General features: G+C 66.4%; 19 protein-coding genes and 3 pseudogenes. 16 read left to right on the forward strand and 6 right to left on the reverse strand.

Going from position 1 to position 26,251, the window contains the following annotated elements:
• Positions 1-35: 35 nt before the first annotated feature.
• Complete coding sequence (locus BN972_RS21850) at positions 36-767, reverse strand: aminoglycoside phosphotransferase APH(3') (protein WP_036362478.1); 732 nt, start codon at positions 765-767, stop codon at positions 36-38.
• A gap of 78 nt (positions 768-845) precedes the next feature.
• Here BN972_RS21850 and BN972_RS21855 point away from each other — a divergent pair, with 78 nt between their 5' ends.
• The 7 genes from BN972_RS21855 (at position 846) to BN972_RS21885 (ending at position 6,583) form a co-directional block, all read left to right on the forward strand.
• A complete protein-coding gene (locus tag BN972_RS21855; RefSeq protein WP_036362481.1) occupies positions 846-1,625 on the forward strand; it encodes a lysophospholipid acyltransferase family protein in 780 nt (259 codons plus the stop codon).
• A 3-nt stretch (positions 1,626-1,628) separates the two neighbouring features.
• Positions 1,629-2,408, forward strand: a complete 780-nt coding sequence (locus tag BN972_RS21860; RefSeq protein WP_036362484.1) for a lysophospholipid acyltransferase family protein — start codon at positions 1,629-1,631, stop codon at positions 2,406-2,408.
• Complete coding sequence (locus tag BN972_RS21865; protein WP_036362488.1) at positions 2,401-3,204, forward strand: lysophospholipid acyltransferase family protein; 804 nt, start codon at positions 2,401-2,403, stop codon at positions 3,202-3,204. Before BN972_RS21860 ends, BN972_RS21865 begins: the two co-directional genes overlap by 8 nt.
• Before the next feature lie 13 nt (positions 3,205-3,217).
• Positions 3,218-4,036, forward strand: a complete 819-nt coding sequence (locus BN972_RS21870; RefSeq protein WP_036362490.1) for a Cof-type HAD-IIB family hydrolase — start codon at positions 3,218-3,220, stop codon at positions 4,034-4,036.
• A gap of 103 nt (positions 4,037-4,139) precedes the next feature.
• The gene (locus BN972_RS30585) at positions 4,140-4,937 is read left to right on the forward strand and encodes a hypothetical protein (protein WP_235192544.1); all 798 of its coding nucleotides are present in this window, start codon (positions 4,140-4,142) and stop codon (positions 4,935-4,937) included.
• A complete protein-coding gene (locus BN972_RS21880) occupies positions 4,934-6,100 on the forward strand; it encodes a glutathionylspermidine synthase family protein (RefSeq protein ID WP_036362493.1) in 1,167 nt (388 codons plus the stop codon). The genes BN972_RS30585 and BN972_RS21880 overlap by 4 nt, the downstream gene beginning before the upstream one ends.
• Before the next feature lie 24 nt (positions 6,101-6,124).
• Positions 6,125-6,583: a DUF350 domain-containing protein gene (locus BN972_RS21885; protein WP_036362496.1), complete on the forward strand. Its 459-nt coding sequence runs from the start codon at positions 6,125-6,127 to the stop codon at positions 6,581-6,583.
• Positions 6,584-6,588: 5 nt separating this feature from the next.
• On the opposite strand, the gene BN972_RS21890 is transcribed toward BN972_RS21885, so the two are convergent.
• Positions 6,589-8,142, reverse strand: coding sequence for a PE family protein (locus BN972_RS21890; RefSeq protein WP_036362499.1), 1,554 nt, complete (start codon positions 8,140-8,142; stop codon positions 6,589-6,591).
• Between the two features lie 134 nt (positions 8,143-8,276).
• Positions 8,277-9,500, reverse strand: coding sequence for a hypothetical protein (locus BN972_RS21895; protein ID WP_142277154.1), 1,224 nt, complete (start codon positions 9,498-9,500; stop codon positions 8,277-8,279).
• Positions 9,501-9,718: 218 nt separating this feature from the next.
• Between BN972_RS21895 and BN972_RS21900 the strand changes: the two are divergent.
• Positions 9,719-11,057: pseudogene (locus tag BN972_RS21900) on the forward strand (HNH endonuclease signature motif containing protein).
• On the opposite strand, the gene BN972_RS30590 reads toward BN972_RS21900, so the two are convergent.
• From BN972_RS30590 to BN972_RS21920, 3 genes and pseudogenes are all read right to left on the reverse strand, one after another.
• Positions 11,054-12,970: a spermine/spermidine synthase domain-containing protein gene (locus BN972_RS30590; RefSeq protein ID WP_235192545.1), complete on the reverse strand. Its 1,917-nt coding sequence runs from the start codon at positions 12,968-12,970 to the stop codon at positions 11,054-11,056. The pseudogene BN972_RS21900 and the gene BN972_RS30590 overlap by 4 nt on opposite strands.
• A gap of 22 nt (positions 12,971-12,992) precedes the next feature.
• Positions 12,993-14,585 (reverse strand): LGFP repeat-containing protein, encoded by a 1,593-nt coding sequence (locus BN972_RS21915; protein ID WP_036362502.1) that lies wholly within the window; start codon positions 14,583-14,585, stop codon positions 12,993-12,995.
• Positions 14,586-14,952: 367 nt separating this feature from the next.
• Positions 14,953-15,831 (reverse strand): annotated as a pseudogene (locus BN972_RS21920) (hypothetical protein); the annotation flags it as partial.
• A 232-nt stretch (positions 15,832-16,063) separates the two neighbouring features.
• On the opposite strand from BN972_RS21920, the gene glf reads away from it, so the two are divergent.
• The 8 genes and pseudogenes from glf (at position 16,064) to culp6 (ending at position 26,248) form a co-directional block, all read left to right on the forward strand.
• Complete coding sequence (gene glf / locus BN972_RS21925) at positions 16,064-17,266, forward strand: UDP-galactopyranose mutase (protein ID WP_036362504.1); 1,203 nt, start codon at positions 16,064-16,066, stop codon at positions 17,264-17,266.
• Entirely contained in the window at positions 17,263-19,170 is a 1,908-nt protein-coding gene (locus tag BN972_RS21930) for a glycosyltransferase (protein WP_036362507.1), read from the forward strand. The genes glf and BN972_RS21930 overlap by 4 nt, the downstream gene beginning before the upstream one ends.
• On the forward strand, positions 19,163-19,699 hold the full coding sequence (locus BN972_RS21935) for a phosphatase PAP2 family protein (RefSeq protein WP_036362509.1): 537 nt from the start codon (positions 19,163-19,165) through the stop codon (positions 19,697-19,699). The genes BN972_RS21930 and BN972_RS21935 overlap by 8 nt, the downstream gene beginning before the upstream one ends.
• Positions 19,699-20,613: a decaprenyl-phosphate phosphoribosyltransferase gene (locus tag BN972_RS21940; RefSeq protein WP_036362511.1), complete on the forward strand. Its 915-nt coding sequence runs from the start codon at positions 19,699-19,701 to the stop codon at positions 20,611-20,613. The genes BN972_RS21935 and BN972_RS21940 overlap by 1 nt, the downstream gene beginning before the upstream one ends.
• A 34-nt stretch (positions 20,614-20,647) precedes the next feature.
• A complete protein-coding gene (gene aftB / locus BN972_RS21945; protein WP_051545772.1) occupies positions 20,648-22,579 on the forward strand; it encodes a terminal beta-(1->2)-arabinofuranosyltransferase in 1,932 nt (643 codons plus the stop codon).
• Between the two features lie 373 nt (positions 22,580-22,952).
• The gene (ag85A, locus tag BN972_RS21950) at positions 22,953-24,002 is read left to right on the forward strand and encodes a diacylglycerol acyltransferase/mycolyltransferase Ag85A (RefSeq protein WP_036362515.1); all 1,050 of its coding nucleotides are present in this window, start codon (positions 22,953-22,955) and stop codon (positions 24,000-24,002) included.
• Between the two features lie 158 nt (positions 24,003-24,160).
• A pseudogene (locus BN972_RS21955) lies at positions 24,161-25,073 on the forward strand (esterase family protein).
• Between the two features lie 164 nt (positions 25,074-25,237).
• Positions 25,238-26,248, forward strand: coding sequence for a carboxylesterase Culp6 (gene culp6, locus BN972_RS21960; protein ID WP_036362519.1), 1,011 nt, complete (start codon positions 25,238-25,240; stop codon positions 26,246-26,248).
• The last annotated feature ends 3 nt before the right edge of the window (positions 26,249-26,251 follow it).

The raw sequence follows: 26,251 nt of genomic DNA on the forward strand, positions 1-26,251 counted from the left end.
AAGACGCTGGGAGTTCGTCCCGAGTTTAGCTGGCGTCAAAGGTCGGGGTCTTGCCACAACCGCCGGTAGTAGTCGATCCGAACCGGATCCGGGGTGACGCCGTACGCGTTGAAGAACTCCGCCGCCCAGTCCCGACCAGGGTAGTTCCAGCTCAGCGAGAGGGTGGCGACCGCGAGATCCGCCCACCGATCGGCCACGCCCAGGTCACCGAGGTCGACATGTCCGCAGTAGCGCCCCGCGTCGTCGATCAGTGTGTTGGGGGCGCACGCGTCGCCGTGGCACACCACCAGCCGATCGATCGGCGGCGGATCGGGAAGGTTCGCCCGGTGCGCGGGGTGCAGCAACGGCAACCGGCTCGCTACCGACCATTCGAACGGGCACGACGACACCGGCAACGCGTCGTGCATGGTGCGTAACCCCACTGCGATCGCGGCGACCGCAACCGCCGGCTGCGCCCGCCAGCGCGGGTGCACCGCGGACCGCCCCGGCAGCCCGCGGGTGCGCAGCCATGCGCAGCCGTCGTCGACCCCGAAATCCAGCACCGGCGGCGCCGGGATGTACCGCGCGGCCCAGCGCAGCCGCCGCGCCTCGGCGGTGAAGTCAACCGAGTATTCGGCGCCCACCTTGATGAACTCGGCCCCCGAATCCACCCGGAACGTGACGTCGCCCAACTCGTTGCGCCAGACCGCGCGCACCGGTCTGCCGGCCGCCAGCCGGCGCACCACCGCGGGCACCCCCGTGCGGGGGAAATTAGCTGGGTAGCTCACCGATGATCCCGTCTCGTCACCCGTCCGGTTTGCACCACTTCAGGTGCCTGCCAGCCGAGCGCACTAGGCTGATCTGCTGTGGAACCGGCATACGGCACTGCCATAACTCTTGCCCGCCTGATATTTCGTCTACAGGGTCTCAAGATCACCGTGACGGGGGTAGAGAACCTGCCCACCAGTGGCGGCGCCGTGGTCGCGATCAACCACACCGGCTACCTGGACTTCACCCTTGCCGGCCTGCCCGCCTACCGGCAGGGACTGGGCCGGAAAGTGCGGTTCATGGCCAAGCAGGAGGTCTTCGACCACAAGATCGCCGGCCCGCTCATGCGCTCGTTCCGGCACATCCCGGTGGACCGCGATAGCGGCGCCGCGTCGTATGCCGCGGCGGTCGAGAAACTCAAGGCCGGTGAACTGGTGGGCGTTTACCCCGAGGCCACGATCAGCCGCAGCTTCGAGATCAAGGAGTTCAAGACCGGCGCCGCACGGATGGCGGTGGAGGCCGGCGTACCGATCGTGCCGCACGTCATCTGGGGCGCCCAGCGGATCTGGACCAAAGGCCATCCACGGAAGTTGTTCCGGCCCAAGGTGCCGATCCAGGTGATCGTCGGTGAACCGATCGAACCCACGCTGTCCACCGCCGAGTTGACCGCGCTGCTGCACTCCCGGATGCAGCACCTGTTGATCCGGGCGCAGGAGCAGTACGGGCCGCACCCGGCGGGCGAGTTCTGGGTACCGCACCGGCTCGGTGGCGGCGCACCCTCGTTGGCCGAAGCGGCCCGCATGGACGCCGATGAGGCTGCGGAGAAGGCGGCGCGCCGTGCCGAGCGAGCGCATCCGTCTGGAGCGCCGGAGCAGTGAACGATGGCGGAGCCCACCTATCGCGCCTGCGAGATCCTGGCCCAGTTCCTGGTTCTAGCAACCGGAACCCGGATCACGTACCTCGACGAGGAAAACATCCCGGAGCGCGGCGGGGCGGTGGTCGCCATCAACCACACCAGCTACGTCGATTGGTTACCAGCCGGATTGGCGATGCGCCGACGCGGCCGTCGGTTGCGGTTCATGATTAAAGCAGAGATGCAACGGGTCAAGATTGTGAACTTCCTGATCAAACGCAACGGCGCCATTCCGGTGGACCGCAGCTCCGGCGCGGACGCCTACACCTTCGCCCTCCGGGCGTTACGCGAGGGCGAATTGGTAGCGGTCTATCCCGAGGCGACGATCAGTCGCAGCTTCGAACTCAAGGAGTTCAAGACGGGTGCCGCGCGGATGGCCGTCGAAGCCGACGTTCCGATCGTGCCGCTGATCGTCTGGGGCACGCAGCGCATCTGGACCAAGGGCCACCCGAAACAGTTGGGCTACAACAAGATACCGGTCACCGTCGCGGCGGGGCCGCCGATCCGTGCCACCGCCGACATCTCCTCGACCGGCCAAACGCTGCGCTCGTCGATGACGGCGCTGCTGCACCGGGTGCAGCGGGACTACCCGCATCCGGCGGGTGCTTACTGGGTGCCGCATCGGCTCGGTGGTGCAGCGCCGACGGTGGCGGAAGCAGCGAAAATGGACGCTGACGAGAAGAATGGGGCGAAGGCCGCGCGCCGTACACCGCAGCGGAAGCGGGGAGGAGAGTCGAGACATGGCTGAGCCGTTCTTCCGGTTTATGGAATTCTTCGTTCCCTCGGTCGTTGCGCTGAACGGAAACAAGATCACATATCAGGGGCTGGAGAACATCCCCGAGAGCGGCGGCGCGATCATCGCGCTCAACCACACCAGCTACGTCGACTGGATCCCGGCGTCGCTCGCCGCGCTGGAACGCAAGCGGCGGTTGCGTTTCATGATCAAAGCCGAGATGCAGGAAGTAAAAGCGGTCAACTACGTGATCAAGCACACCCAGTTGATCCCGGTTGATCGCAGCCTGGGCTCGGAGGCGTACGCGGTCGCGGTGCAGCGCCTCAGGGAAGGCGAACTGGTTGGGTTGCATCCCGAGGCGACCATCAGCCGCAGCTTCGAACTACGGGAATTCAAGACCGGCGCCGCCCGGATGGCGATCGAGGCGCAGGTGCCGATCGTGCCGATGATCGTCTGGGGCGCGCACCGGATCTGGCCCAAGGACCATCCGAAGAAACTGCTGCGCAACAAGATTCCGATCGCCGTCGCGATCGGACCACCGCTGTGGCCGCAGGGCACCGCGGAGGAGTTCAATGCCGTACTGCGCCAGGCGATGGAGTCGATGCTCTATTGGGTGCAGGAGCGCTACCCGCATCCCAAGGGAGAATACTGGGTACCGCGCCGGCTCGGCGGCAGCGCGCCTACCCCGGATGAGTCCAGAGAATTCCGCATCGCCGAACTGGCCGAGCGGGCGCAGAAGCGAGCGCAAGAGGGCGTCGGGTCCAAGCGGCGAAAGAAGCCGACCCCCGCTGACGACACCGGCAAACTCTGACCGACGGAACCTATTGCTCAACCATCCTGCACTCATCGGGTGCGACGTTGACGGCACCCTGTTCGACGACGACGAAACCCTCAGCCCGCGCACCCGTGCCGCGGTGCGCGCCGCGGTCGACGGCGGAGCTCATTTCGTGCTGGCCACCGGTCGGCCGCCGCGCTGGATCCGGCCGGTCGTGGACGCGCTCGGCTTCGCACCGACGGCGGTCTGCGCCAACGGGGCCGTGGTCTACGACCCCGAACACGACCGGGTGATCTCGGCGCGCACGTTGGCCGTCGACACCCTTGCTGCACTCGCCGAGATCATCGAGCGCGCGATCCCGGGTGCGGGGCTGGCGGTGGAGCGGATCGGTGAGCGGGCTCATGACACCGCAACCCCGCAGTTCGTCAGCTCGCCTGGCTACGAGCACGCATGGCTCAACCCCGACAACACGGAGGTATCCGTTGCCGACCTGCTCAGCGCGCCGGCGATCAAGCTGCTCATTCGCAAGGCGGGCGCGTCCAGCGCGGCGATGGCCAAGTCGCTGGCCCCACACATCGGTGACGAAGGTGACCTGACGTATTCCACCAACAACGGCCTGCTCGAGATAGTGCCGCGGGGTATCAGCAAAGCCAGCGGCCTGCGCGAGGTCGCCGAGCCGTTGGGGATCAGCGAAGCGGAGATGATCGCCTTCGGCGACATGCCCAACGACGTTCCGATGTTGTTGCGGGCCGGGCGCGGCGTGGCGATGGGCAACGCGCACCCCGAGGCGCTGGCCGCGGCCGACGAGGTGACCGCCCGCAATTCGGAGGACGGCGTCGCCCGCGTCCTGGAGCGTTGGTGGTCTTAGCCACCTTGCGGCTGCCGAGGCCACCTTGGCCCCCTCAGCCCCAAGGATGTGGGAGACTGCCCGCGTGTAGCGCGACGACCGGAGGGGACCGGGAGGACAGCTAGTGGGGTCAGAAGAAGACCCGCGGGAAGGTAACGAGCCCGCGGCGGGCAAGCCCGACGATCTCGAGGAGATCGAGCGTAAGCGGAAAGCCCGTGCCGACGGCGTCACCGAGCAGTTCGACCTGGGTGAGATCGAGCGCCGGGGGAAAGCTCGCGAGGCCGACGCCGCCGAGAAGCCCAAGCCCCCGAGCGACCGTCCCGCCCCGGAACGGCCCCGCAAGAGCTCGCTGGGTGCGAATCGCAAGGACGGCCCGGGCAAGGTGCCCGACTCGCCACCCAAGCTCAAGCCGCTCGGCAGCATCCAGTTCCAGGACGCGGCCACCACGAAGCCACGGCCGCCCACCCCCGCGGAGTTGCGCGCCCGGCAGAAATACGAGGACAAGCAGCGCGAACTCGAGGAGCAGCGGCTCGCGGCCGAGGCCAAGCGCCAGAAGCAGAAGCGGATCCTGATGGGCTCCGCGGCCGCGGTGGGCGTTGTCGGCTTGGTCGCCGGCGTGGGCTACTGGTTGCTGTCGCCCAACCATGTCACCGCCCAATGCGTCCGCGACGACCCGAACGGTCAGCCGGTGATCGTTCCCGACAGCTACTGCACCGGTCACACCCCGGGCCTCAACGGGTTCTTTTTCTGGGGCGGGCATTCTTACCGCTACTACTACGGCAGCTCGGGGTCAGTGGGGCAACGGCCGGTCGGCGGTTCGACCACTCTGCCGAAGGGGGCCACCGTCACCACCAAATCGGGCACCACAATTCAGCGCGGTGGCATCGGTGGCAGTGGTGGCAAGGGCGGCGGGGGCTCGTGAAACGCGGCAGGACGCCGCCGCGGCCGAACTGGCAGTCGATCGTCGAATCGCAAGGGCTCGTATATGGGACACCGGCGCGCGATGCCGGGGGCGCGGATCGGCCCTACTGGGACGAGTCGGTCTACTACGAGTTCGAGATGGACGAGATCCTGGCTCTCGAAGCCGACGTGGAACTGCTGCACTCGATGTGCCTGAATGCCGTCGAGCAGGTGATCTTGATGGAGCGGTACGCGGATTTCGGTCTGCCGGAGTGGAGTTGGCCACATATCGCTGAATCCTGGCGCCGATCCGACCCACATGTCTACGGCCGCTTCGACTTACGCTACGACGGGCGGCGGCCGGCCGTGCTGCTCGAGTACAACGCCGACACCCCGACCACGCTGTTGGAAGCGGCGATCGTGCAGTGGTATTGGCTAAAGGACAAGTTTCCCGGCGACGATCAATGGAACTCGTTGCACGAACAGCTGGTGGACCGCTGGAAGGCAGTGCGAGATCTGTTGCCCAGCAACGAGTTGCACTTCTCGTGGTCCGGCGTTGAGGCGACCGGCGAGGATCAGATCACCACGACCTACATGCAGGAGACCGCCGCGGAGGCGGGCTTTCAGACCGTCGGGTTACTGATCGAGGACGTCGGCTGGGACTCCGCGTTGGAGCGGTTCGTGGATCTGGAAGAGGATCCGATCCAGGCGATCTTCAAGTTGCACCCATGGGAGTGGGTGCTCGATGACCAGTTCGGCAAGTACGTCGTGTCAACGCTGCCGCAGACGATGTGGATCGAACCGTTGTGGAAGACGCTGCTGTCGAACAAGGCCATTCTGGCCGTGTTGTGGGAAATGTACCCAGGCCACCCCAACCTGCTGCCCGCATACCTCGACGACCCACACGAACTCACCGAGTATGTGCGCAAGCCCAAACTCGGTCGTGAGGGCGCAAACGTCACCATCGTGGGCGCCGGCATGGAGACCGCCACCGGCGGCTTCTACGGCGAGGAAGGCTTTGTCTACCAGTTGCTCGACCCGTTGCCCGAATTCGACGACATGCGGCCCGCTCTCGGCGCCTGGATCGTCGGCGACACCTCCGCGGGGCTCGGTATCCGCGAGACGGCCGGGCTCATCACCGACGACGGCGCCGCGTTCGTGCCGCACCGAATCCCGCTCAGGTAACCGAAACAAGGGAGTTGATCTTCGATGACGACAAGCATTGTGGCGCTGCCGCACTCGGACTACTGGACCTGGCTCGGTGGCGGTGCCGCCGCCATCGTCCTGTATTCCATCCTTGGGTTGGTCCTGATGGTCGTCGGGTTCTACGCCATTGACCTGACGACTCCGGGACCGCTGCGCAAGATGGTCAATGCCGGCAAACCCAACGCCGTCATCGTGGCTGCCGCCGGGATGGTCAGCATGGCGCTCATCGTGGTGCTGGCGATCTACTCGTCGTCGGGCAAGCTCGGTGAGGGGCTGCTGGCGTCGGCGGTCTTCGGGTTGGTGGGTATTGCGGCACAGGTGTTGATGATGCGCATCGCCACGGTGGTGATCGGTATCGACATGGACGTGTTGTTCGAGTCGGACGAGTACCGATGGGAATCGCGGATTGTGGCGGCAGCGCAGTTCGCGCTGGGCATTGTGGTGGCGGTCGCGATTCTCTGAGTTGGCTACCCGGGGGGCCTGATCGCCAGCGCGAGCTGCTGCGGGACGTAGTTGACCAGCAGCGGCCCGAGTCCCATGAACGGCGTACCGAATACGGTGAAGTCGAGGTCAGGTGGCGGGGGGAAGGGCGGCGGCGGCACATAGCCGGGCAACCCGACCGTCGCCGTGAGGTAGTGCGGTTGAACGAGAAGCCCGTCAAACGGGATGTGCGGTGTGATCGAAATGGTGTGGGGGAGAGGGATGGTGACGGGTCCGATGACGACGTCATTGAGCCCCGTCGGCACCAAGATGGTGTCGTTCACGATTACCTGACCATTGAGGAAACCATTGAGGATGTTGGCCGGCGCGTCGATCAGGGTGCTGACCGCCCCGACTGCGTTGCCTGCCGATATCGCTTGGTTGAACGACACCAAGCTGGCTGTGAAGGCATCCAAAGCGGCGAAGGGCGGACCCGCCAGGGCATAGGTGGTGATCAACGGCACGCTGTAGGTGAGGCTAACGAATGCAGTCTGCGGTGCGAGGAACGGCGCGACCAGTTTTGCTTCCACATTGGTGGCCGTCAACGCACTCAGTACATTGGTGAAGTTCTGCGATATCTGCCGCGGAATCGACGGCGGCATCAAATCGGTGAAGTATTGCGCCTCCTGAGCGGGAATGTTCAGGACGGTGAAGAAATCGTTAAGTGGCCCAACTAATTTGGGGTAGGCGGTCCCTGTCAGCGTCAGCGTAGTTGTGTCGAAGTTCACCGAGTAGTTGCTGACGTCGTACCCGGTGATCAGGAGCTGTCGGTACGCGTCGGCGAGCTGGGCGATCGCGGCGTTGTAATTTCCGGTCGTGACGAGCGTTTGGAAGGACGTCTGCACGCCGGACGCGAACGCGGGCAGGCCGGCCACCAGCCCACTGAGGCCGCTGCTCGTCGCGTTGAGGAACGTTTGCGCGAAGCCGGCCTGGGTGGCGATGAATTGCTGTATGCGCGCCGCGAAGTTGATGTTGAGGAACTGCTGGATCGCGGCCGGGACGGTAGTCGGCAGATTCGCGATGATCGCCGGGAGGTTCTGGATGGTGTTGGCAAATCCGGTGATCGCCTGCTGCGCGTAGGACAGTTGGTTGGCGGCGACCTGCCTCAAGAACGGGAACGGGTTGGCGGCCCAGCTGTTGCCCAGCGCCTGCAGGTTGTTCGCGGTATTGACTACCAGTTGCGCGTACGCGCCGCCAGGCGCGGGCGCCGCCGTCCCCACCGAGGTCCCGTTGGATATGCTCGCCAAAGTCTGTGCCGCATTGGCGATTTCGGCGCCGGCGTAGGCCGCCGCGCTCGAACTCATCAGACGGATGAACTCGGCATGGAAAGCTGCGCCCTGGGCGCTGACGGCTTGAAATTCTTCGCCGAAGGCGCCGAACACCCGCGAAATGGCGGCCGAAACCTCATCGGCCGCCGCCGCGGCCAGGCCGGTGGTGGGGCTGGCCGCCGACGCGGTTGCCTGCTCCAAGGTTGAACCGATGCCGGCTAGATTTTCCGCAGCCGTCGTTACCCACTCCGGCGTGGTGACCACGAACGACATGGTCGATTCCTCTCGACAAAATCTTGGGGTGCGTCCGCGCCCGTCAGACGGTGTCGAGCCTAATGTGACGTGGGTCGCACGCGTTGGAGTTTGGTCTTTTTAGCTGCGCCGCAGTCGTTTCGTGGCCGTCCCGGCTATCCGGCGAAATCCCGGGTTACGAACAGCAGGTGGATGATTACCGTTTGGGCGAAAAGCATTGCGAGACCGGCGCCCAACACCAGCGCCCGTCCGCGCCGCGGGTCGGCGTAGATCAGAGCCAGAGCGACATAGATACCCAGGCATGGCAGTGCATAGCGGTGTACCGCCACGAAGCTGCTGTTGATCGTGAAGAACACCAGGGAACACAGTCCGAAGATGCCGAGCGGAATGCCCCTGCCCCGATACCCGCAAAGTAGGTAAATCGAGCAACTCAACAGCAATGCAAGGCAAAGTAGGGGGATTGAGTAGTTGACGACTATGTCGTTGTCGATCGGCCGCTGACCGATGACGGCCCGGACCGTCTCACGGGTCGACCGGAAAATGGAATAGGCGAAGTTCGGCTCGAAATTGAGGTAGCCCCACGCTTTGGTGGACTGGTACGCGGTGAACATGCCGAGGAAGTTGCCGCGCACGGTCCATAGGTACGTCCCGTACAGCAGGAACCCGACGGGCGCCAGTAGGAAGTACGCAGCCTTGCGATTTGCGGCCTTCTTGATGCTCCAGTCGTACGCCCGCAGGTATTCCAAACCACACAGACCGACGAAGAGAAGTGCCGGTAGACGGGTCGCCGTGAGGAAAGCGAGGGTAATGGCCATCAGCGCCCAACGCCTGCGCAGCGCAAAGGCATACGCCCAGAATCCGAGGGCGACGAAGACCGCTTCTGTGTAGAAAAGGTGCATGAAGACCGCGGCTGGGGCGGCGAGGAACATCGCGACTGTGGCGTAGCGGAACTGTCTGATCTCGAATTCGCGCGAAATGGACAGTAGCGCGGCGATTGCGAACCCGAGGGCAACGGTGTTGACAAACAACCCGAGCGCTGAGTTCGGAATGATGTGGAGAGTCAGCGTCGACAGAGTGCCGACGATAAGCGGGAACAACGGATAGAACGCGGCCGACGCCGGGTTGATCTCATAATGCTCGTGCAGAATGTTCGAATACCACTGCGCGTCCCACAACATGGTGTGGTCCAAAATGGCGGCACGATCTGGTGACAAAACGGCGCCAAGAATTGTCATCAGCACCTGCCACAGCACGGCAATGGTGAGACCGATGGCTAGGTCCGACTTACGGGATCCCGAGCGCGTGCGTGTGGGCGGCGTTGTCGCGGATAGCGGAACCGTCGGGGTGGGTGCTTGCAGTGTGAGCAGCTCGGACCCCATCGGCGCACAGCCTCCCTCAGCACTCTGGGAACAAGATTGACCACGCTACTCAGGTAGTCGGTAACTGCACTACTTACCCATTTGGGCGGCCGGTCACACCCCCGGGCGTTAGACGCAGCCAGCCCTTTGCCGGTTCCATATTCAAAGGCGTTGCATAAGTTCGGAATTGGCGTCGATCGCGGGGCATTCTTGTCGGTAGGCGGACGTATCATTCGAACATGCTTTCGAGTTCGCGTGAGGAGATCGTGGAGGTCTTCGATGCGCTCGATGCCGAGGTGGATCGGGTGTGTGGGTTGTCCTTTGAGGTGTTGACGAATCCAGAGCGGTTGCGGGCCTTGGAGCGTTTGGAGCGCGTCGCTCGGCGGCTACGGACCCCGCAGCACGGGTTGATCAATGAACTCGGCGCCCAAGCCAGCACGGAAGAACTCGGCGGCACGCTGACGTGCGCGCTGGCGGATCGGTTGCGGATCACCAAGGCCGAGGCGGGCCGGCGTATCGCCGAAGCCGAAGATCTGGGCCCGCGGCGGGCGTTGACCGGGCAACCGCTGGGGCCGCTGTTGATCGCGACCGCGGCCGCCCAGTGCCGGGGCCTGATCGGGGACGCCCATGTGAAGGTGATCCGCCGGTTCTTCGCCCACCTGCCCGCCCAGGTGGATGTGTTCACCCGTGAGGCCGCCGAGGCCGACCTGGCCGGCCGCGCGTGTGAGTTTCGCCCCGATCAGGTCGCGGCCTACGCCCGCAAGCTCATGGGAACCCTGGACCCCGACGGCGACTTCTCCGATGAGGACCGGGCCCGCAAACGCGGCTTCGTGCTGGGCAACCAGGACTACGACGGGATGAGCCGGATCAGCGGTTTGATCACCCCTGAGCTGCGGGCGCTGTTCGAAGCCCTGCTCGCCGCTTTGGCCGCCCCCGGCACCCCGACCCCACCGCGACCCCGACCACGCCGCGGGCTGCGATACCCGCAGCAGCGGCCAGCGCAATCACGACGCCCTGATCACCGCGATCCGGGCGCTGTTCGCCTCCGAGCAGCTCGGCTCACACCGCGGCCTGCCGGTCACGATGATCGTGACCACCACGCTGAAGGACCTCGAAGCCGGCGCGGGCACGGCCCGCACCAGTGGGGGCTCCCTGCTGCCGATGGCCGACCTGATCCGCATGGCCGCCCAGGGCGCGCATCACTATCTGGCGATCTTCGACCACGCCAAACCCCTAGCGCTGTATCACACCAAGCGATTCGCCAACCCGGCGCAGCGGCTCATGCTGCACGCCCTCGAGGGTGGCTGCACCCGCCCCGGCTGCGATCAACCGGCCTACCACACCGAGGTCCACCACGTCAGCGGCTGGGCCAGCACCGGGCGCACCGACATCACCGACCTCACCCTGGCTTGCGGACCTGACAACAGACTGGCCGAAAAGGGCTGGACCACCCGCAAAAACGCCCGCGGCCAAACCGAATGGCTCCCACCCGCCCACCTCGACCACGGCCAACCACGCATCAACACCTTCCACCACCCCGAGAAACTCTTCGCGGATGAAGACGACGAAGATCCTTAACCACGCAGCGTCTTTGGCGGAACGGTGCACGCGGCCAGTGCGGCGGCGTCGATGGTGCGCGGCCGATACGGCAGCGTCGCCAACCGCGCCGACATCAGAGTCACGGGGTCATCGTGCAGGTCGCCGGCAAGGCCGGACAGGAAAGCCCACTCGTGTTCGTCGCTGCCGAAATAGACCACAGTGGCAAAGGTTTCGTGAAACCGCCGCCAGGACCGCCGCAACGTTTCATTCCGCCACAGCGTTGGGCAGCCGGCCTGGTCGACCACCACCTGGCCGATCCCGCGGCACCTTTCCAGGAAGCCGGCGTCATACAGGCGGTTGTGCTGAGCGGTCTCCGCGCGTTCGTCGGGCAGGTCGATGACCACGATGTCGTAGGGCTCCGAGCAGTGCTGGACGAAGTCCCAGCCGTCATGGTAGTGCACCGTGACCGGGCCGAATCCCTGTTCGGCTCTGTCCAATTCGTCCACTGAGTAGCCATAAGGCAGGTGTTGTGCGCACAGCCGAACCGCGTCGCGGTCGATGTCGACATGATCGACGTGCGTGGCCCCGGCCGCAACCGCGAGCTGGCTCACCACGCCCTCGCCGGAGCCGATGATCAACACGCGCTCTACCCGTTCGGCTAACAGCAGCGCCGGAACCAGCAGCGCCTCGTGATAGACCAGCTGGCTGAACTCCGTGCTTTGTCGTTCGCCGTCGCTGAACAGTGCTACACCTTGCGAGGTCCGGCCGATCACCAGCTGCTGATACTCGGTCCGTACGTCGCAGATGACCTCCGACAACCACCAGTTCCGGGTTAGTCCGGGTGCCAGAGGTTCCACGATCGTCCGGCCGTCACCGATGGCGGGGGTGAAAAATGTTGATAGTGGCGGAAAGCCGTTGAAGTCGACGGATGCGTAACTCGCCGTATAGGCACCGGCGTCCTCGATCTCGACGGAATCCCCCGGCCGCAGCGTGACGGGCAGCGGATAACTGCGGTAGATCACGTCGTCCCCGTCACACGTCGGACCAGCGACCACCGCGTCACCGACGGCATCACCGTCACGCTGGGTGCGCAACCGATACCGGATGTACTCGTTCTCGGTTTCCGCAAGACCGCCGTAGCGGCCGATGTCGAGATACACCCAACGGTGCCCGTCGGTGCCGGTGCGCACCGACACTACCTCGCACTCGATCGTCCCGGCCGAGCCGACGATCACCCGTCCCGGCTCGATCACCAATTGTGGTGGGCGGGAGCCGAAATATCGGTCCAGTGCCGACGTGATGGTGTCGGCGACCACCGTCAGGGATGGCGCTCCAACCGCATACGGCAGCGGGAACCCGCCGCCGACGTTCAGTGTGGTCAGCTCTCCGAAAACACCGAATATCTCTGCAGCAGTGCGAATCCCCAGCTCCCACGCGCTCGGGTCCAGCTGTTGCGACCCGACATGAAAGCACACTCCCTCCGGTCTGAGTCCGAGCTTTCGAGCTTGGTGCAACAGCTCCAAAGCCTCCCCCGGCGAGCAACCGAACTTGTGCCCGAATGGTGTAACCGACGCCGGGAACAACGGCGCCACACGGCATTCCACGCCGGCGCCGGGAGCATGCTCGGCCAGCACAGTCACATCGTGCGCAGTGTCGAAGACAAACCGCCGCACCCCAGACCCATGGGCGCGAAGCACCGCGGCCGGCTTCTTGACGGTATTGCCGAAGGTCAGTCGCCGGCCGTCGATGCCGACCGCGGCGCAGGCGTCGACCTCGCCCACCGATGCGACATCGAACTCGGCCCCCTCGTCGGCGAGCAAGCGCAGCACCGGCTGGGCCGGATTCGCCTTGACCGCGTAGCGAATCCGCGCGCTGGGCAGCGCGGCCCGCAGCGTATGGAAATTACCGCGCACCCGATCGAGATCGATCCTCAGATAGGGCGTCTCCGGCACACGTCGCAGATTAGCGGCCGGCTCAGTTCGGCGGATGGGCCGGCATCGAGAAGTGCTCGGGCGGCACTTCGGGCCCGCTCGGCGGCTGGGTGGCGAGCGGTGTTGTGATCCCGTCCATGACCTCGGTCATGTTGCCGGTGAGGAGTTCGAAGTTCAGCACCCCGTGCTGGAAATTTTGGGTGATGCGCAGCGGCTCGTGGATTTCTGCGCTGGTGGGCAGCCCCAGCGGTCCGCGTTCATAACTCTGCGCGGCCCAGGCGTCGTAGATGGCGCCCCCGACCGGTTGGGCGCCGGTCTCGCGCGACCAGTACATGGCGCCTTTGGCGAACGTCGCGAACCGCGAACCACTCGCGCCCTCCGCCTCCGGTGACGTCGGAGCGCCCAGCGCGCTGGTCATCCCGCCGATTTCCTGCCAGTGCTGGTAGATCGCACCACCTTCCAGCGCCTTGATCAGCTCTCCCGGCGGATCGTTGAAATGCGCTGCAATGTCTCTGATCTCGTCCATCAACGCGTAGGCGGCGTTGCCCGGACAATCGGTGTTGCCGACGTCGCGGTGGGTGAAGATGGTCGGCAACTTCGCGACGGCGCCGCTGGGATAGGTGGTGTAAGAGCTGCCGGCCGACACCAATTCGACGGTGCCTTTGGGGTCGACGTCGGCCATGCCGAGCCGCCAGCCCAGCAGCCGGCCTACAGCACGGATCTGCAATGGGGTGGGCGCCACGTCGTCGAAGTTGCCGAGCATCGCCACACCCCAGGTGTCCTGGTTGAACCCCCCGGTGTGGAAGGCCTCCACCGGCTTCGTCAGTCCGCCGGAACTGCCCTCGAATACCTGACCGTATTTGTCCACCAGCGCGTTGTAGGCGATGTCGCACCAACCCAGAGTTTTGCTGTGGTAGGTGTAAATCGCCTTCACGATGCCGGCCGATTCCAGTGGCGAGTAGTCGTTGCTGCCGGCGGTGTGGTGGACGACGGCGGCCCGCACGGCGCGGTCATACTGCGGGCTGCCGCAGCGCAGCGATTCGTCAGCACCCCATTCCGCGCGGCTGATGATCGGCGGCGCCTGTCCCGGCATGTTGACTCCGGTCGGCGGCGTCCAATGGGTTTCCACGGGTGCCCGGGGCGGTGAGATGAGTATCGCGTTGATGTTCTGGCCGAACGGTTGCTCCTTGGTCACCGGTCGGTACCCGAGGTCGGCCGGGCCTGGGGCGGGCGGCGGCTGGGTCACCGGTGCATCCACCGGGCGGGTCACCGCAATCTGCACCGCGGTCGTGCTGCCGACGAAGACCGGGTCGGTGCTGCGCGGGTCACCGGTGGCTCCGACACCGTTGGGCGCCGACGTCTGGAACTCGGTCTGATACCAGGGCCCCCACGACCCGTCGGGCCGCTTGGCGCGCACCCGGGTGGAGGAGCCGGCGAGGTCTCCGGTCAACGCGACCAGGGAGAACGGGGTGTCCTGGGTGAGCTCGCGCACCGTCACGCCGCCACCAAGGCCCACCAGCGGTCGCTCGGCCAACTGGGTGTCGCGGGCGGACGCCGGTGCCTGCGTTCCGGTCGGGGGACGCATCAATACCCAGGTCACGATGACAACCGTCGCCAAGGCGGCAGTAAGCAGCATCGTCGGAGCGCGACCGCGGGGCACCAGGCGATGTTACGTGTGTGTCTGATGTTTCATATGAGACGACACGGTAGGAGGGCCAAAAACCTGTCGACGGCACCGCAGAGCAACTCCGCGGTGCCGTCCAGCGACAGGTTCGTAGGGACTAGACGGGCGGAGCTTCCGGCACGATCGCCGCGGGCACTGCCGCCGGCGCCGCCGGGGCGGCTGCCGGCAATGCGGCCGCCGCCGGAATGCCCGGCACGGCAGGCACCGCTGGTGCCGCTGCCGCGCCGGCGGCTGCCGGCAACGCGGCACCGGCAGCGGGCAACGCGGCACCGGCAGCGGGCAGCGCGGCACCGGCAGCCGGAAGTGCGGCTCCGGCGGCGGGCAGCGCCGGTGCGCCGGGTATGGCGGGAACGCCGGGCAGCGCGGGCGCCGCACCGGCCGGGGCTCCTGCAGCGCCACCCTGGACGCCCTGCATGATTGCCGGCATCACCAGGCCCTTGAGCAGGTCGATCGCCTGGCTGGCGCCTAGCTGGTTGGCCGCCTGCATGAGGTCGTTGACCAAACCGCCGCCGCCACTACCGCCACCGCCACCGCCGCTAGCGACCGGGCTGAGCGGAGTCAGGCCGCCGCCGCCACCGCCCAGACCCGAGGTGTCACCAAGGATCGGGTAGGTGCCGTCCGCGCCCGGGTCGAGGCCGACCGGCGTGCTGATCGGAACCTCGCCGGTGCCGGTCGCTGGGCTCAGCGCCGACGGGCTGCTGAGGCCCGGCGCCACTCCAGTGGGGCTGGTCAGCGCCGGGTTGACGCCCGTGCCGGTTGCCGCGGTCGGCGGCGTCACCGTGGTACCCGGCAGCGCCAACGAGCCGGGCGTGCTGGGCGTCAGGGCGGTGCTGGGCGACAGGCCGGGGCTGGCCAGGCCAGGACTGGTCAGGCCACCGCCGCCGAGGCCTGGGCTGGCCAGGCCCGGAGTGGTTCCGAGCCCGCCGGTACCCAGCCCGGTGCTGGCGGCACTGGCGCCGCCCAGCGCGGGAACCGGGGGCAGGTTCACCCCGAACTGGGACAGCCCCTGCGAGAGGGCGCCGATCAGTTCGTTGGGCAGGTCGGCGATGTTCGCCGCTCGCTTGAACTCGTGGTGTTCCACCGGTTTGCTGTCGGCGGTCGACTCGTAAACGAGGAAGTAGGCACACGGACTTGCGACGGCCAGGGCGGCGACCGCGCTCATGGTCTTCGAGAGCTTGCGTCGGCGTCGGTTCGGCACGGAAGTCTCCTCAATCTGGATTATGTGGAGTCGGGTCGTAGACCCACACGACCGATGGTACGAGTGAGAATGCTGTGACTAGAGTGGCGATACCGAATCGTGAGGGGAGTGGTTCACAGGTGTGACGTTCGACCGACGTCTGGCCTCGTATCCTCTGATACCTGGGAAAACCGGGAGCCCCCCGCCCGCCAAATCGGGTTTTGGCTGCGAGGTCCGATACCCTAGGCAACCGATGACTTCTCCTTCAGGTCGCTATGACCTCTATGTCGTCGGCTCCGGATTTTTCGGCCTGACGATCGCCGAGCGCGTGGCTACCCAACTCGACAAGCGGGTTCTCGTTGTCGACCGGCGCCCGCACATCGGCGGTAACGCCTATTCCGAACCCGAACCGCAGACCGGGATCGAGGTCCACAAGTACGGCGCCCACCTGTTCCACACCTCCAATAAAAAGGTGTGGGACTACGTGCGGCAGTTCACCGAGTTCACCGATTACCGGCATCGGGTGTTCGCGATGCACAACGGGCAGGCTTACCAGTTCCCGATGGGACTCGGCCTGGTGTCCCAGTTCTTCGGCCGTTATTTCAGTCCCGAAGAGGCTCGCAAACTCATCGCCGAGCAGGCGTCCGAGATCGACACCGCCGACGCGCAGAACCTCGAGGAGAAGGCCATCTCGCTGATCGGCCGGCCGCTGTACGAGGCGTTCGTCAAGGGCTACACCGCAAAGCAGTGGCAGACCGATCCCAAGGAGCTGCCCGCGTCGAACATCACCCGACTGCCGGTGCGCTACACCTTCGACAACCGCTACTTCAGCGACACCTACGAGGGCCTCCCGGCCGCCGGCTACACCGCGTGGTTGCAGAACATGGCCGCCGACGACCGCATCGAGGTCAGGCTGAACACCGACTGGTTCGACGTCCGCGACGAACTGCGCGCCGCCAACCCGGACGCGCCAGTGGTGTACACCGGGCCGCTGGACCGCTACTTCGACTACGCCGAAGGCCGACTCGGCTGGCGCACACTGGATTTCGAGGTCGAAGTGCTGCCGATCGGTGACTTCCAGGGCACGCCGGTGATGAACTACAACGACCCCGACGTCCCCTACACCCGCATCCACGAGTTCCGTCACTTCCACCTCGAGCGCGATTACCCGACCGACAAGACGGTCATCATGCGCGAGTACTCCCGGTTCGCCGCCGACGACGACGAGCCCTACTATCCGATCAATACCGAGGCCGACCGCGCCCTGTTGGCCGCCTATCGGGCCAGGGCGAAGTCCGAGACGGCGTCATCGAAGGTCCTCTTCGGCGGACGCTTGGGCACCTATCAGTATCTGGATATGCATATGGCCATTGCCAGCGCTTTGAGCATGTACGACAACGTCCTTGCGCCGCATCTGCGAGACGGCGCCCCACTGATCGAAGAAGGCGCCAAATGAGTGCCGTGAGCCTGCTGTCGCGCATCATCTTGCCGCGGCCGGGTGAACCCCTCGACGTCCGCAAGCTCTACCTCGAGGAGTCCTCGACCAACTCCCGTCGCGCACATGCGACCAGCCGCACATCGCTGCAGATCGGCGCCGAGTCCGAGGTGTCGTTCGCGACGTACTTCAATGCGTTCCCGGCCAGCTACTGGCGGCGCTGGTCCATCTGCCCCGCCGTGGTGCTGCGCGTCGAACTCGTCGGAACCGGGCGTGTCGACCTCTACCGGACCAAGGCCACCGGGGCGCGGATCTTCATCGAAGGCCGCGAATTCGCCGGCAGCGAGGACCAGCCCCAGGTGCTGGAAATAGAGGTGGGACTGCGGCCGTTCGAGGACGGCGGCTGGATCTGGTTCGACATCACCACCGACACCAAGGTCACCCTGGTCAGCGGCGGCTGGTACGCGCCGATGCCGGCCCCGGGGACGGCCAACATCGCCGTCGGGATCCCGACGTTCAACCGGCCGTCGGACTGCGCCAACGCACTGTCCGAGCTCACCGCGGACCCGCTGGTGGATGAGGTGATCGGCGCGGTAATCGTGCCCGATCAGGGCACCCGAAAGGTGCGTGATCACCCGAACTTCCCGGCGGCGGCGTCGAAACTGGGTGCCCGCCTATCCATTCACGACCAGCCGAATCTGGGCGGTTCCGGCGGCTACAGCCGGGTGATGTACGAAGCGCTGAAAAACACTGACTGCCAACAGATCCTGTTCATGGATGACGACATCCGAATCGAGCCGGACTCGATCCTGCGGGTGCTGGCGATGAGCCGGTTCGCCAAGAGCCCGATGCTCGTCGGCGGCCAGATGCTGAACCTGCAGGAGCCCTCGCACCTGCACATCATGGGCGAAGTGGTGAACCGGTCGAACTTCATGTGGACCGCCGCGCCGCACACCGAATACGACCACGATTTCGCCGAGTACCCGCTCAGCGACAAAGAGGACAAGAGCAAGCTGCTGCACCGGCGCATCGACGTCGACTACAACGGCTGGTGGACGTGCATGATCCCGCGGCAGGTCGCCGAGGAGCTGGGCCAGCCGCTGCCGTTGTTCATCAAATGGGACGACGCCGATTACGGGCTGCGGGCCGCCGAGCACGGCTACCCGACCGTCACGCTGCCCGGGGCGGCGATCTGGCACATGGCGTGGAGTGACAAGGACGACGCCATCGACTGGCAGGCCTACTTCCACCTGCGCAACCGGCTGGTGGTCGCGGCCATGCACTGGGATGGCGACATCTCCGGTCTGGTCCGCAGCCACCTCAAGGCCACACTGAAACACCTTGCCTGCCTTGAGTATTCGACGGTGGAAATTCAGAACCGGGCCATCGACGACTTCCTGGCCGGGCCGGAGCACATCTTTTCGATCCTGGAATCGGCGCTGCCCGAAGTGCACCGGCTGCGCAAGGCCTACCCGGATGCGGTGGTGTTGCCGGCGGCCAGCGAACTTCCCGCGCCGCTGAACATGACCAGGGAGATGAAGCCGCCGGTGAACCCGGTGACCATCAGCTACCGACTGGCCCGCGGGATTCTGCACAACATGAAGGCGGCCGACCCGGCGCACCACGTACGGCCCGAGTACAACGTGCCCACCCAGGACGCGCGCTGGTTCCGGCTGTGCACGGTCGACGGCGTCACCGTCACCACCGCCGACGGGTGCGGTGTGGTCTACCGGCAGCGTGACCGGGCAAAGATGCTCTCGCTGCTGTTCCAGTCGATCCGCCGGCAGCGCAAGCTGGCCCGCCGATTCGACGAGATGCGCCGGGTCTACCGCGAAGCATTGCCGGTGCTGTCGAGCAAGCAGAAGTGGGAGACGGTGCTGCTTCCCAGCGGCGCGGCAGCCAGCCAAGAGCCCAGACATGGCTGATACCGCGGAGTCACCGCGCGGCGAGGTTGCCGCGATGGTGGCCGTTCAGTCGGCGCTGGCTGACCGCCCCGGGGTGCTGCCCGCCACCCGCGCGATGTCGCACTTCGGCGAGCACAGCCTCGGGTGGCTCGTGGTGGCACTGCTCGGGGCGTTCCTCTCGCCGAGCCGCCGCCGGGAGTGGATCCTGGCCGGCGGCGGCGCGTTCGCCGCCCACGCGGCGGCCGTCCTCGTCAAGCGGGTGGTGCGGCGGGAACGGCCGCACCATCCGGCCGTCGCGGTGAACGTCGGCACGCCCAGCCGGCTCAGCTTCCCGTCGGCGCACGCCACTTCGACGACGGCCGCGGCGATCCTGCTTGGCCGGGTGACGGATCTGCCGCTGCCTGCGCTATTGGTCCCGCCGATGGCGCTGTCGCGAATTCTGCTGGGCGTGCACTATCCCAGCGACGTGGCCGCAGGTGTTGCGCTCGGCGCCGGGGTCGCCGGACTAGCGGTTCGGGTGGACAGCGCGGTTCGAAAGAGGTGGGTGTGATGAGCGACGACGCGACGAAGGTTGCTGGACCGCCGGGGAACCTGGTCGCCGGGGTGATCAAGGCGATCCGCCCGCGGCAGTGGGTGAAGAACGTGCTGGTGCTCGCCGCGCCGTTGGCCGCGTTGGGCGGTCCCGACCCCTACGACTACAAGAAACTGGCGTTCCAGGTCACCGTGGCGTTCGTGGTGTTCAGCCTCGCCGCATCGGCGGTGTACCTGGTCAATGACGTGCGTGACGTCGAAGCGGACCGCGAACATCCCACCAAGAGGTTCCGGCCGATCGCGGCCGGTGTCGTGCCCGAATGGCTGGCGTACGCGTTGGCGGTGGCGCTGGGTGTCGGTTCGCTGCTGCTGGCTTTCTGGCTGACGCCAAATCTGGCCGTCGTGATGGCCGTCTACCTGGGCATGCAGCTGGGCTACTGTTTCGGCCTCAAACACCAAGCGGTGATGGACATCTGCATCGTCTCGTCGGCGTACCTGATCCGCGCCATCGCCGGCGGTGCTGCCACGAATATCTATCTGTCCAAATGGTTCCTGTTGACGGCGGCATTCGGGTCACTGTTCATGGTGGCCGGCAAGCGCTACGCCGAGCTGCAGCTGGCCGAGCGCACCGGCGCGGCCATCCGCAAGTCACTGGAGAGCTACACCAGCACCTACCTGCGCTTTGTGTGGACGTTGTCGGCCACCGCGGTGGTGTTGTGCTACGGACTGTGGGCTTTCGAACGCGACGGCCGCAGCGGATCCTGGTTCGCGGTGTCGATGATTCCGTTCACCATCGCGATCCTGCGGTACGCGGTGGACGTCGACGGCGGGCTGGCCGGCGAGCCCGAAGACATCGCGCTGCGCGACCGGGTTCTGCAACTGCTGGCGCTGGCGTGGATCGCAACAGTTGGTGCTGCTGTTGCTTTCGGCTAGCGAGAAGTTCAAAGCCCTACAACAGGCGGCGCTCGTGCGGCGGTCGCCGGTGCGGCGGGTCAAGTGGCCGGTCTTTCCCCTCGATCTCAGCGCTCGGGTGAGCTTGTGGGTCAGCGTGGCGGTGGTCGCCGTGCTGTTTGGTTGGGGTGCCTGGCAACGCCGCTGGATCGCCGACGACGGATTGATCGTGCTGCGCACGGTGCGAAACCTGTTGGCCGGCAACGGGCCGGTGTTCAATGCCGGCGAGCGGGTGGAGGCCAACACCTCTACGGTCTGGACGTATCTGCTGTACGTGGCGAGCTGGGTGGGCGGCCCGCTGCGCCTGGAATACGTAGCCCTGGCCGTTGCCCTGACGCTGTCCGTGCTGGGCATGGTGCTGCTGATGCTGGGTACGGCCCGGCTGTTTGCGCCCAGCCTGCGCGGCCGCCGGGCGATCATGTTGCCGGCCGGGGCGCTGGTCTACATCGCCGTGCCACCCGCCCGAGACTTCGCGACATCCGGTCTGGAAAGCGGACTGGTGATGGCCTATCTCGGGCTGCTCTGGTGGATGATGGTTTGCTGGGCCCAGCCGCTGCGGGTGCGTGCGGAGAGCCAGTGGTTCATCGTCGCGCTGGCCTTCGTCGCGGGCTGCAGCGTGTTGGTGCGTCCAGAGCTGGCGCTGATCGGCGGGGCGGCGTTGGTCATGATGATGATCGCCGCGCGCAGCTGGCGCCGGCGGGGTTTGATCGTGCTGGCCGGCGGCCTGCTGCCGGTGGCCTACCAGATCTTCCGGATGGGTTATTACGGACTGTTGGTACCGGGGACCGCGCTGGCCAAGGACGCTGCCGGAGACAAGTGGTCACAAGGCCTGATCTATCTCTCGAACTTCAACCGGCCCTACGCGCTGTGGGTGCCCGTCGTCCTGCTGGTGCCGTTGGGCATCCTGCTGATGGCGGCACGGCGCAGGCCCTCGTTCATGCGGCCGGCGCTCGCGCCCGATTACGGGCGGGTGGCCCGTGCGGTGCAGAGCCCGGCCGCAGTGGTGATCTTCATGGTCGGCAGCGGCCTCCTGCAGGCGTTGTACTGGATCCGCCAAGGCGGCGACTTCATGCACGGCCGGGTGCTGCTGACGCCGCTGTTTTGTTTGCTGGCGCCGGTGGCGGTGATCCCGGTGGCGATTCCCGACGGCAAGGACTTCTCGCGCGAGACCGGCTACTGGTTGGCCGGGGCGGTCAGCGTGCTCTGGCTGGGTGTCGCCGGCTGGTCGTTGTGGGCGGCGAACTCGCCGGGCCTCGGCGACGACGCGACGCACGTGACCTACTCCGGGATCGTCGACGAGCGCCGCTTCTACGCCCAGGCCACTGGCCGCGCGCACCCGCTGACGGCCGCCGACTACCTCGACTACCCGCGCATGGCCGCCGTTCTGGTCGCCCTGGACAACACCCCGGAAGGAGCATTGCTGCTGCCGTCGGGCAACTACACCCAATGGGACCTGGTGCCGATGATCCCGCCCGGCAGCTCGCCCGCTGTCCCGGCGAACCAAAAGCCGCAGCACGCGGTGTTTTTCACCAACCTGGGCATGCTGGGCATGAACGTGGGTCTGGACGTCCGGGTACTCGATCAGATCGGGCTGGCCAACCCGCTGGCCGCGCACACCGAGCGGCTCAAGCACGGACGGATCGGCCACGACAAGAACCTGTTCCCGGACTGGGTGGTTGCCGACGGGCCGTGGGTGAAGTGGCCGCCGGGCATCCCCGCTTATCTCGACCAGCAGTGGGTGGCCGAGGCGGAGGCGGCACTGCAGTGCCCCGGCACCCGCGCGGTGCTCAATTCGGTACGGGCACCGATGACGCCGCGCCGCTTCCTCTCCAACCTGCTGCACTCGTTCGAGTTCACCCAGTACCGCATCGACCGGGTGCCGCGGTACGAACTCGCCCGCTGTGGTCTGCCGGTTCCGCACGTCCCACCGTCCCCGCCGCGGGAGTGAGCGCCGGGCGAAATCAGCGGCCGCTCGACGCGGTTGCGAATATTTTTTGCGCGAGCTGGTCGCGACACCGATTCTGGTACTGCCATGAGACTGACAGCAACATCACATCTGCCCTTCACCTGCGCGCACCGGTCGACGGGCACATGCGGAAATGCCGATGCGAGACCCGCTTTCGGAGTCGTAAACGGCCTCGGATCACGCCTGGATAACGCCGCCAGCGACCTCCTGGAGAAGAGCGGTTGGGGCATCGTGTGGTTGACTACACGAGCACTGCAGCGCCGCGTGCGTGCAGTCTGACCCAAATCGGGACGCGCCCCCCAAGCACAGCGATGCGCAAGGATGCGCCCAAAAGGATGAGGATGAGGAAGCAAGGATGAAGCTTGTTGACAGGTTTCGTGGCGCCCTGACGGGGATGCCGCGCCGTCTCGCTGTGGGAGCCGTTGGTGCGGCCCTGCTGGCGAGTCTGGTCGGTTTCGTCGGCGGCTCGGCGACCGCGAGTGCGTTCTCGCGCCCGGGCCTTCCGGTGGAATACCTTCAGGTGCCCTCGGCCGCGATGGGCCGCAGCATCAAGATCCAGTTCCAGAGTGGTGGAGCCAACTCGCCCGCGCTGTACCTGCTCGACGGCATGCGTGCGCAGGACGACTTCAACGGCTGGGACATCAACACCCCGGCCTTCGAGTGGTACAACCAGTCGGGCATCTCGGTGGTCATGCCCGTCGGCGGCCAGTCCAGCTTCTACAGCGACTGGTACAACCCGGCCTGCGGTAAGGCCGGCTGCACCACTTACAAGTGGGAGACCTTCCTGACCAGCGAGCTCCCGGCCTACCTGTCGAGCAACAAGCAGGTCAAGCCGACCGGCAGCGCTGCTGTCGGTCTGTCGATGGCCGGTTCGTCCGCGCTGATCCTGGCCGCCTACCACCCCGACCAGTTCATCTACGCCGGCTCCTTGTCGGCGCTGCTGGACCCGTCCCAGGGCATGGGGCCGTCGCTGATCGGCCTGGCCATGGGTGACGCCGGTGGCTACAAGGCCTCCGACATGTGGGGCCCGAAGGAAGACCCGGCGTGGCAGCGCAACGACCCGTCGCTTCAGGTCAGCCGGCTGGTCGCGAACAACACCCGCATCTGGATCTACTGCGGTAACGGCAAGCCCTCGGACCTCGGTGGCGACAACCTGCCCGCCAAGTTCCTGGAAGGCTTCGTGCGGACCAGCAACATCAAGTTCCAGGACGCCTACAACGCGGCCGGTGGCCACAACGCGGTGTTCAACTTCGACGCCAACGGCACGCACGACTGGCCGTACTGGGGCTCGCAGCTGAACGCCATGAAGGGTGACCTGCAGAGCACGCTGGGTGCGACCCCGGGCGCCGGTCCCGCGACCGCCGCTCAGGTCGGGGTGAACCAGGGCACTGGCACCGGTACCTAAGCCGTCAGGCGTAAGAACCGCTGCAAACGGCGGCGACCCACTCGGGTCGCCGCCGTTTGTTATCGGCTTGTCAGCTCCCCTTTATCCGGTAGATACAGGTGTGGTTAGCTACCTTGCGGGCAGGATGCGCTGCGCGGCAAAACACCATGGAGGTGCACATGAGGGGTCTGTCGGTGCTGGTACGACTGCTCGGCGTTGCCGTGCTGGCAGTCGCCTTCGCTGGGCTGGCGGCCGGGGGGTCACTTGGTCTCGCGGGTCACGCCAACGCGGCCCCGTACGAAACCTTGATGGTGCCCTCGGCGGCGATGGGCCGCGACATCCCGGTGGCGTTCCTGGCCGGCGGCCCGCACGCCGTGTACCTGCTGGACGCGGCCGACGCGGCCCCGGACGTCAGCAACTGGGTCACCGCCGGCAACGCGATGAACACGCTTGCGGGCAAGGGCATCTCGGTGGCGGCGCCCGCCGGTGGCGCGTTCAGCATGTACACCAACTGGGAGCAGGACGGCAGCAAGCAGTGGGACACGTTCCTGTCCAGCGAGCTGCCCGACTGGCTGGCGGCTAACAAGGGACTGGCGCCCGGCGGGCACGGCGTGGTCGGCGCCTCCCAGGGCGGGTACGCCGCAATGGCGCTGGCGGCCTTCCACCCCGACCGCTTCGGCTTCGCGGGGTCCCTGTCCGGGTTCCTGTACCCGTCGGAGACGTTCACCAACGGCGCGATCCTGGCCGGGCTGCAGCAGTTCGGCGGCGTGGACGGCAACGGCATGTGGGGCGCCCCGCAGCTGGGCCGCTGGAAGTGGCACGACCCCTGGGTGCACGAAGCGCTGCTGGCGCAGAACAACACCCGGGTGTGGGTCTGGAGCCCGACCATCGGGGTGGGCCAGCAATCCGGCCGCCATGCTTGGTGCTCAGGATGCGGCGATGGGCACCAGCCGCAACTTCTACCAGCACTACCGCGAGGTCGGCGGCCACAACGGCCACTTCGACTTCCCGGGCGGCGGTGACAACGGCTGGGGTTCGTGGGCCGGGCAGCTTGGCGCGATGTCCGGTGACATCGTCGGCGCGATTCGCTAGCCTTCCGATCCGACCCGACGCCGGCACCCTGAGGGCCGGCTGAGAATCCGCGGGAGTGCCCTGGCGGGCCGGTACCGTGTACTGAGGTGAGTCAGGGCGCGAAGTGGCGCTCCCGCATCTTCGTGCAGACCACTTGCCCCATCCGACTCTGTTAGCGGGAGAACATGGCCAACAACGCCCGTCGTAAACGCCACCGACGCCTGGCCTGGCTTGCGGCCGGCTCGCTGGCTTTGGTGGTCGCGCTGGTCATCATCGGCGGAGTGATGCTGCTGCGTCACCATGACGTGCCGCCCAGCGCGGTACCGCCAGGTGTGCTGCCGACAGGGCCGACGAGTTCCCACCCGAAGAAGCCGCGTCCCGCCTCCCAAGACGCCTCCTGCCCGGACGTGCAGTTGGTCTCCGTTCCCGGTACTTGGGAATCCTGGCCTACCGACGACCCGCTGAACCCGACGCAGTTCCCGCGGGCCCTGTTGCTCAACGTGACCGGGCCCATCAGCCAGCAGTTCGGCGGCGGCCGGGTGCAGACCTACACCGTTCCCTACACCGCCCAGTTCCGGAACCCGCTGTCCGCCGACGGGCAGATGACCTACAACGACAGTCGCGCCGAGGGCACCCGTGCGACCGTCAAGGCAATCACCGACATGAACAACAAGTGCCCGCTGACCAGTTACGTCATCATCGGCTTCTCGCAGGGTGCGGTGATCGCCGGTGACGTCGCCAGTGACATCGGCAACGGGCGCGGTCCGGTGGACGAGGACCTGGTTTTGGGTGTGACGTTGATCGCTGACGGGCGGCGTGAAGAGGGGGTCGGCAACAACATTCCCCCGACGCCGCCGGGCGTGGGCGCCGAGATCACACTGCACGAGGTGCCCGTGCTCGCCGGCCTCGGCCTGACCATGACCGGGTCCCGGCCGGGCGGCTTCGGCGACCTCAACGGCCGCACCAACGAGATCTGCGCCGAAGGCGATCTGATCTGCGCCGCCCCGAAGGAGGCGTTCAGTCCCGCCAACCTTCCCACCACGCTGAATACCCTCGCCGGCGGTGCGGGACAACCCATCCACGCGCTCTATGCCACGACGGACTTCTGGAGCTCGGACGGCCAGTCCGCCACCCAGTGGACGCTGAACTGGGCGCAGGGCGTGCTGGACAAGGCTCCGCATCCCAAGCACGGGTGAGCG

It is taken from the genome of Mycobacterium asiaticum DSM 44297 (assembly GCF_000613245.1).
GTDB lineage: Bacteria > Actinomycetota > Actinomycetes > Mycobacteriales > Mycobacteriaceae > Mycobacterium > Mycobacterium asiaticum.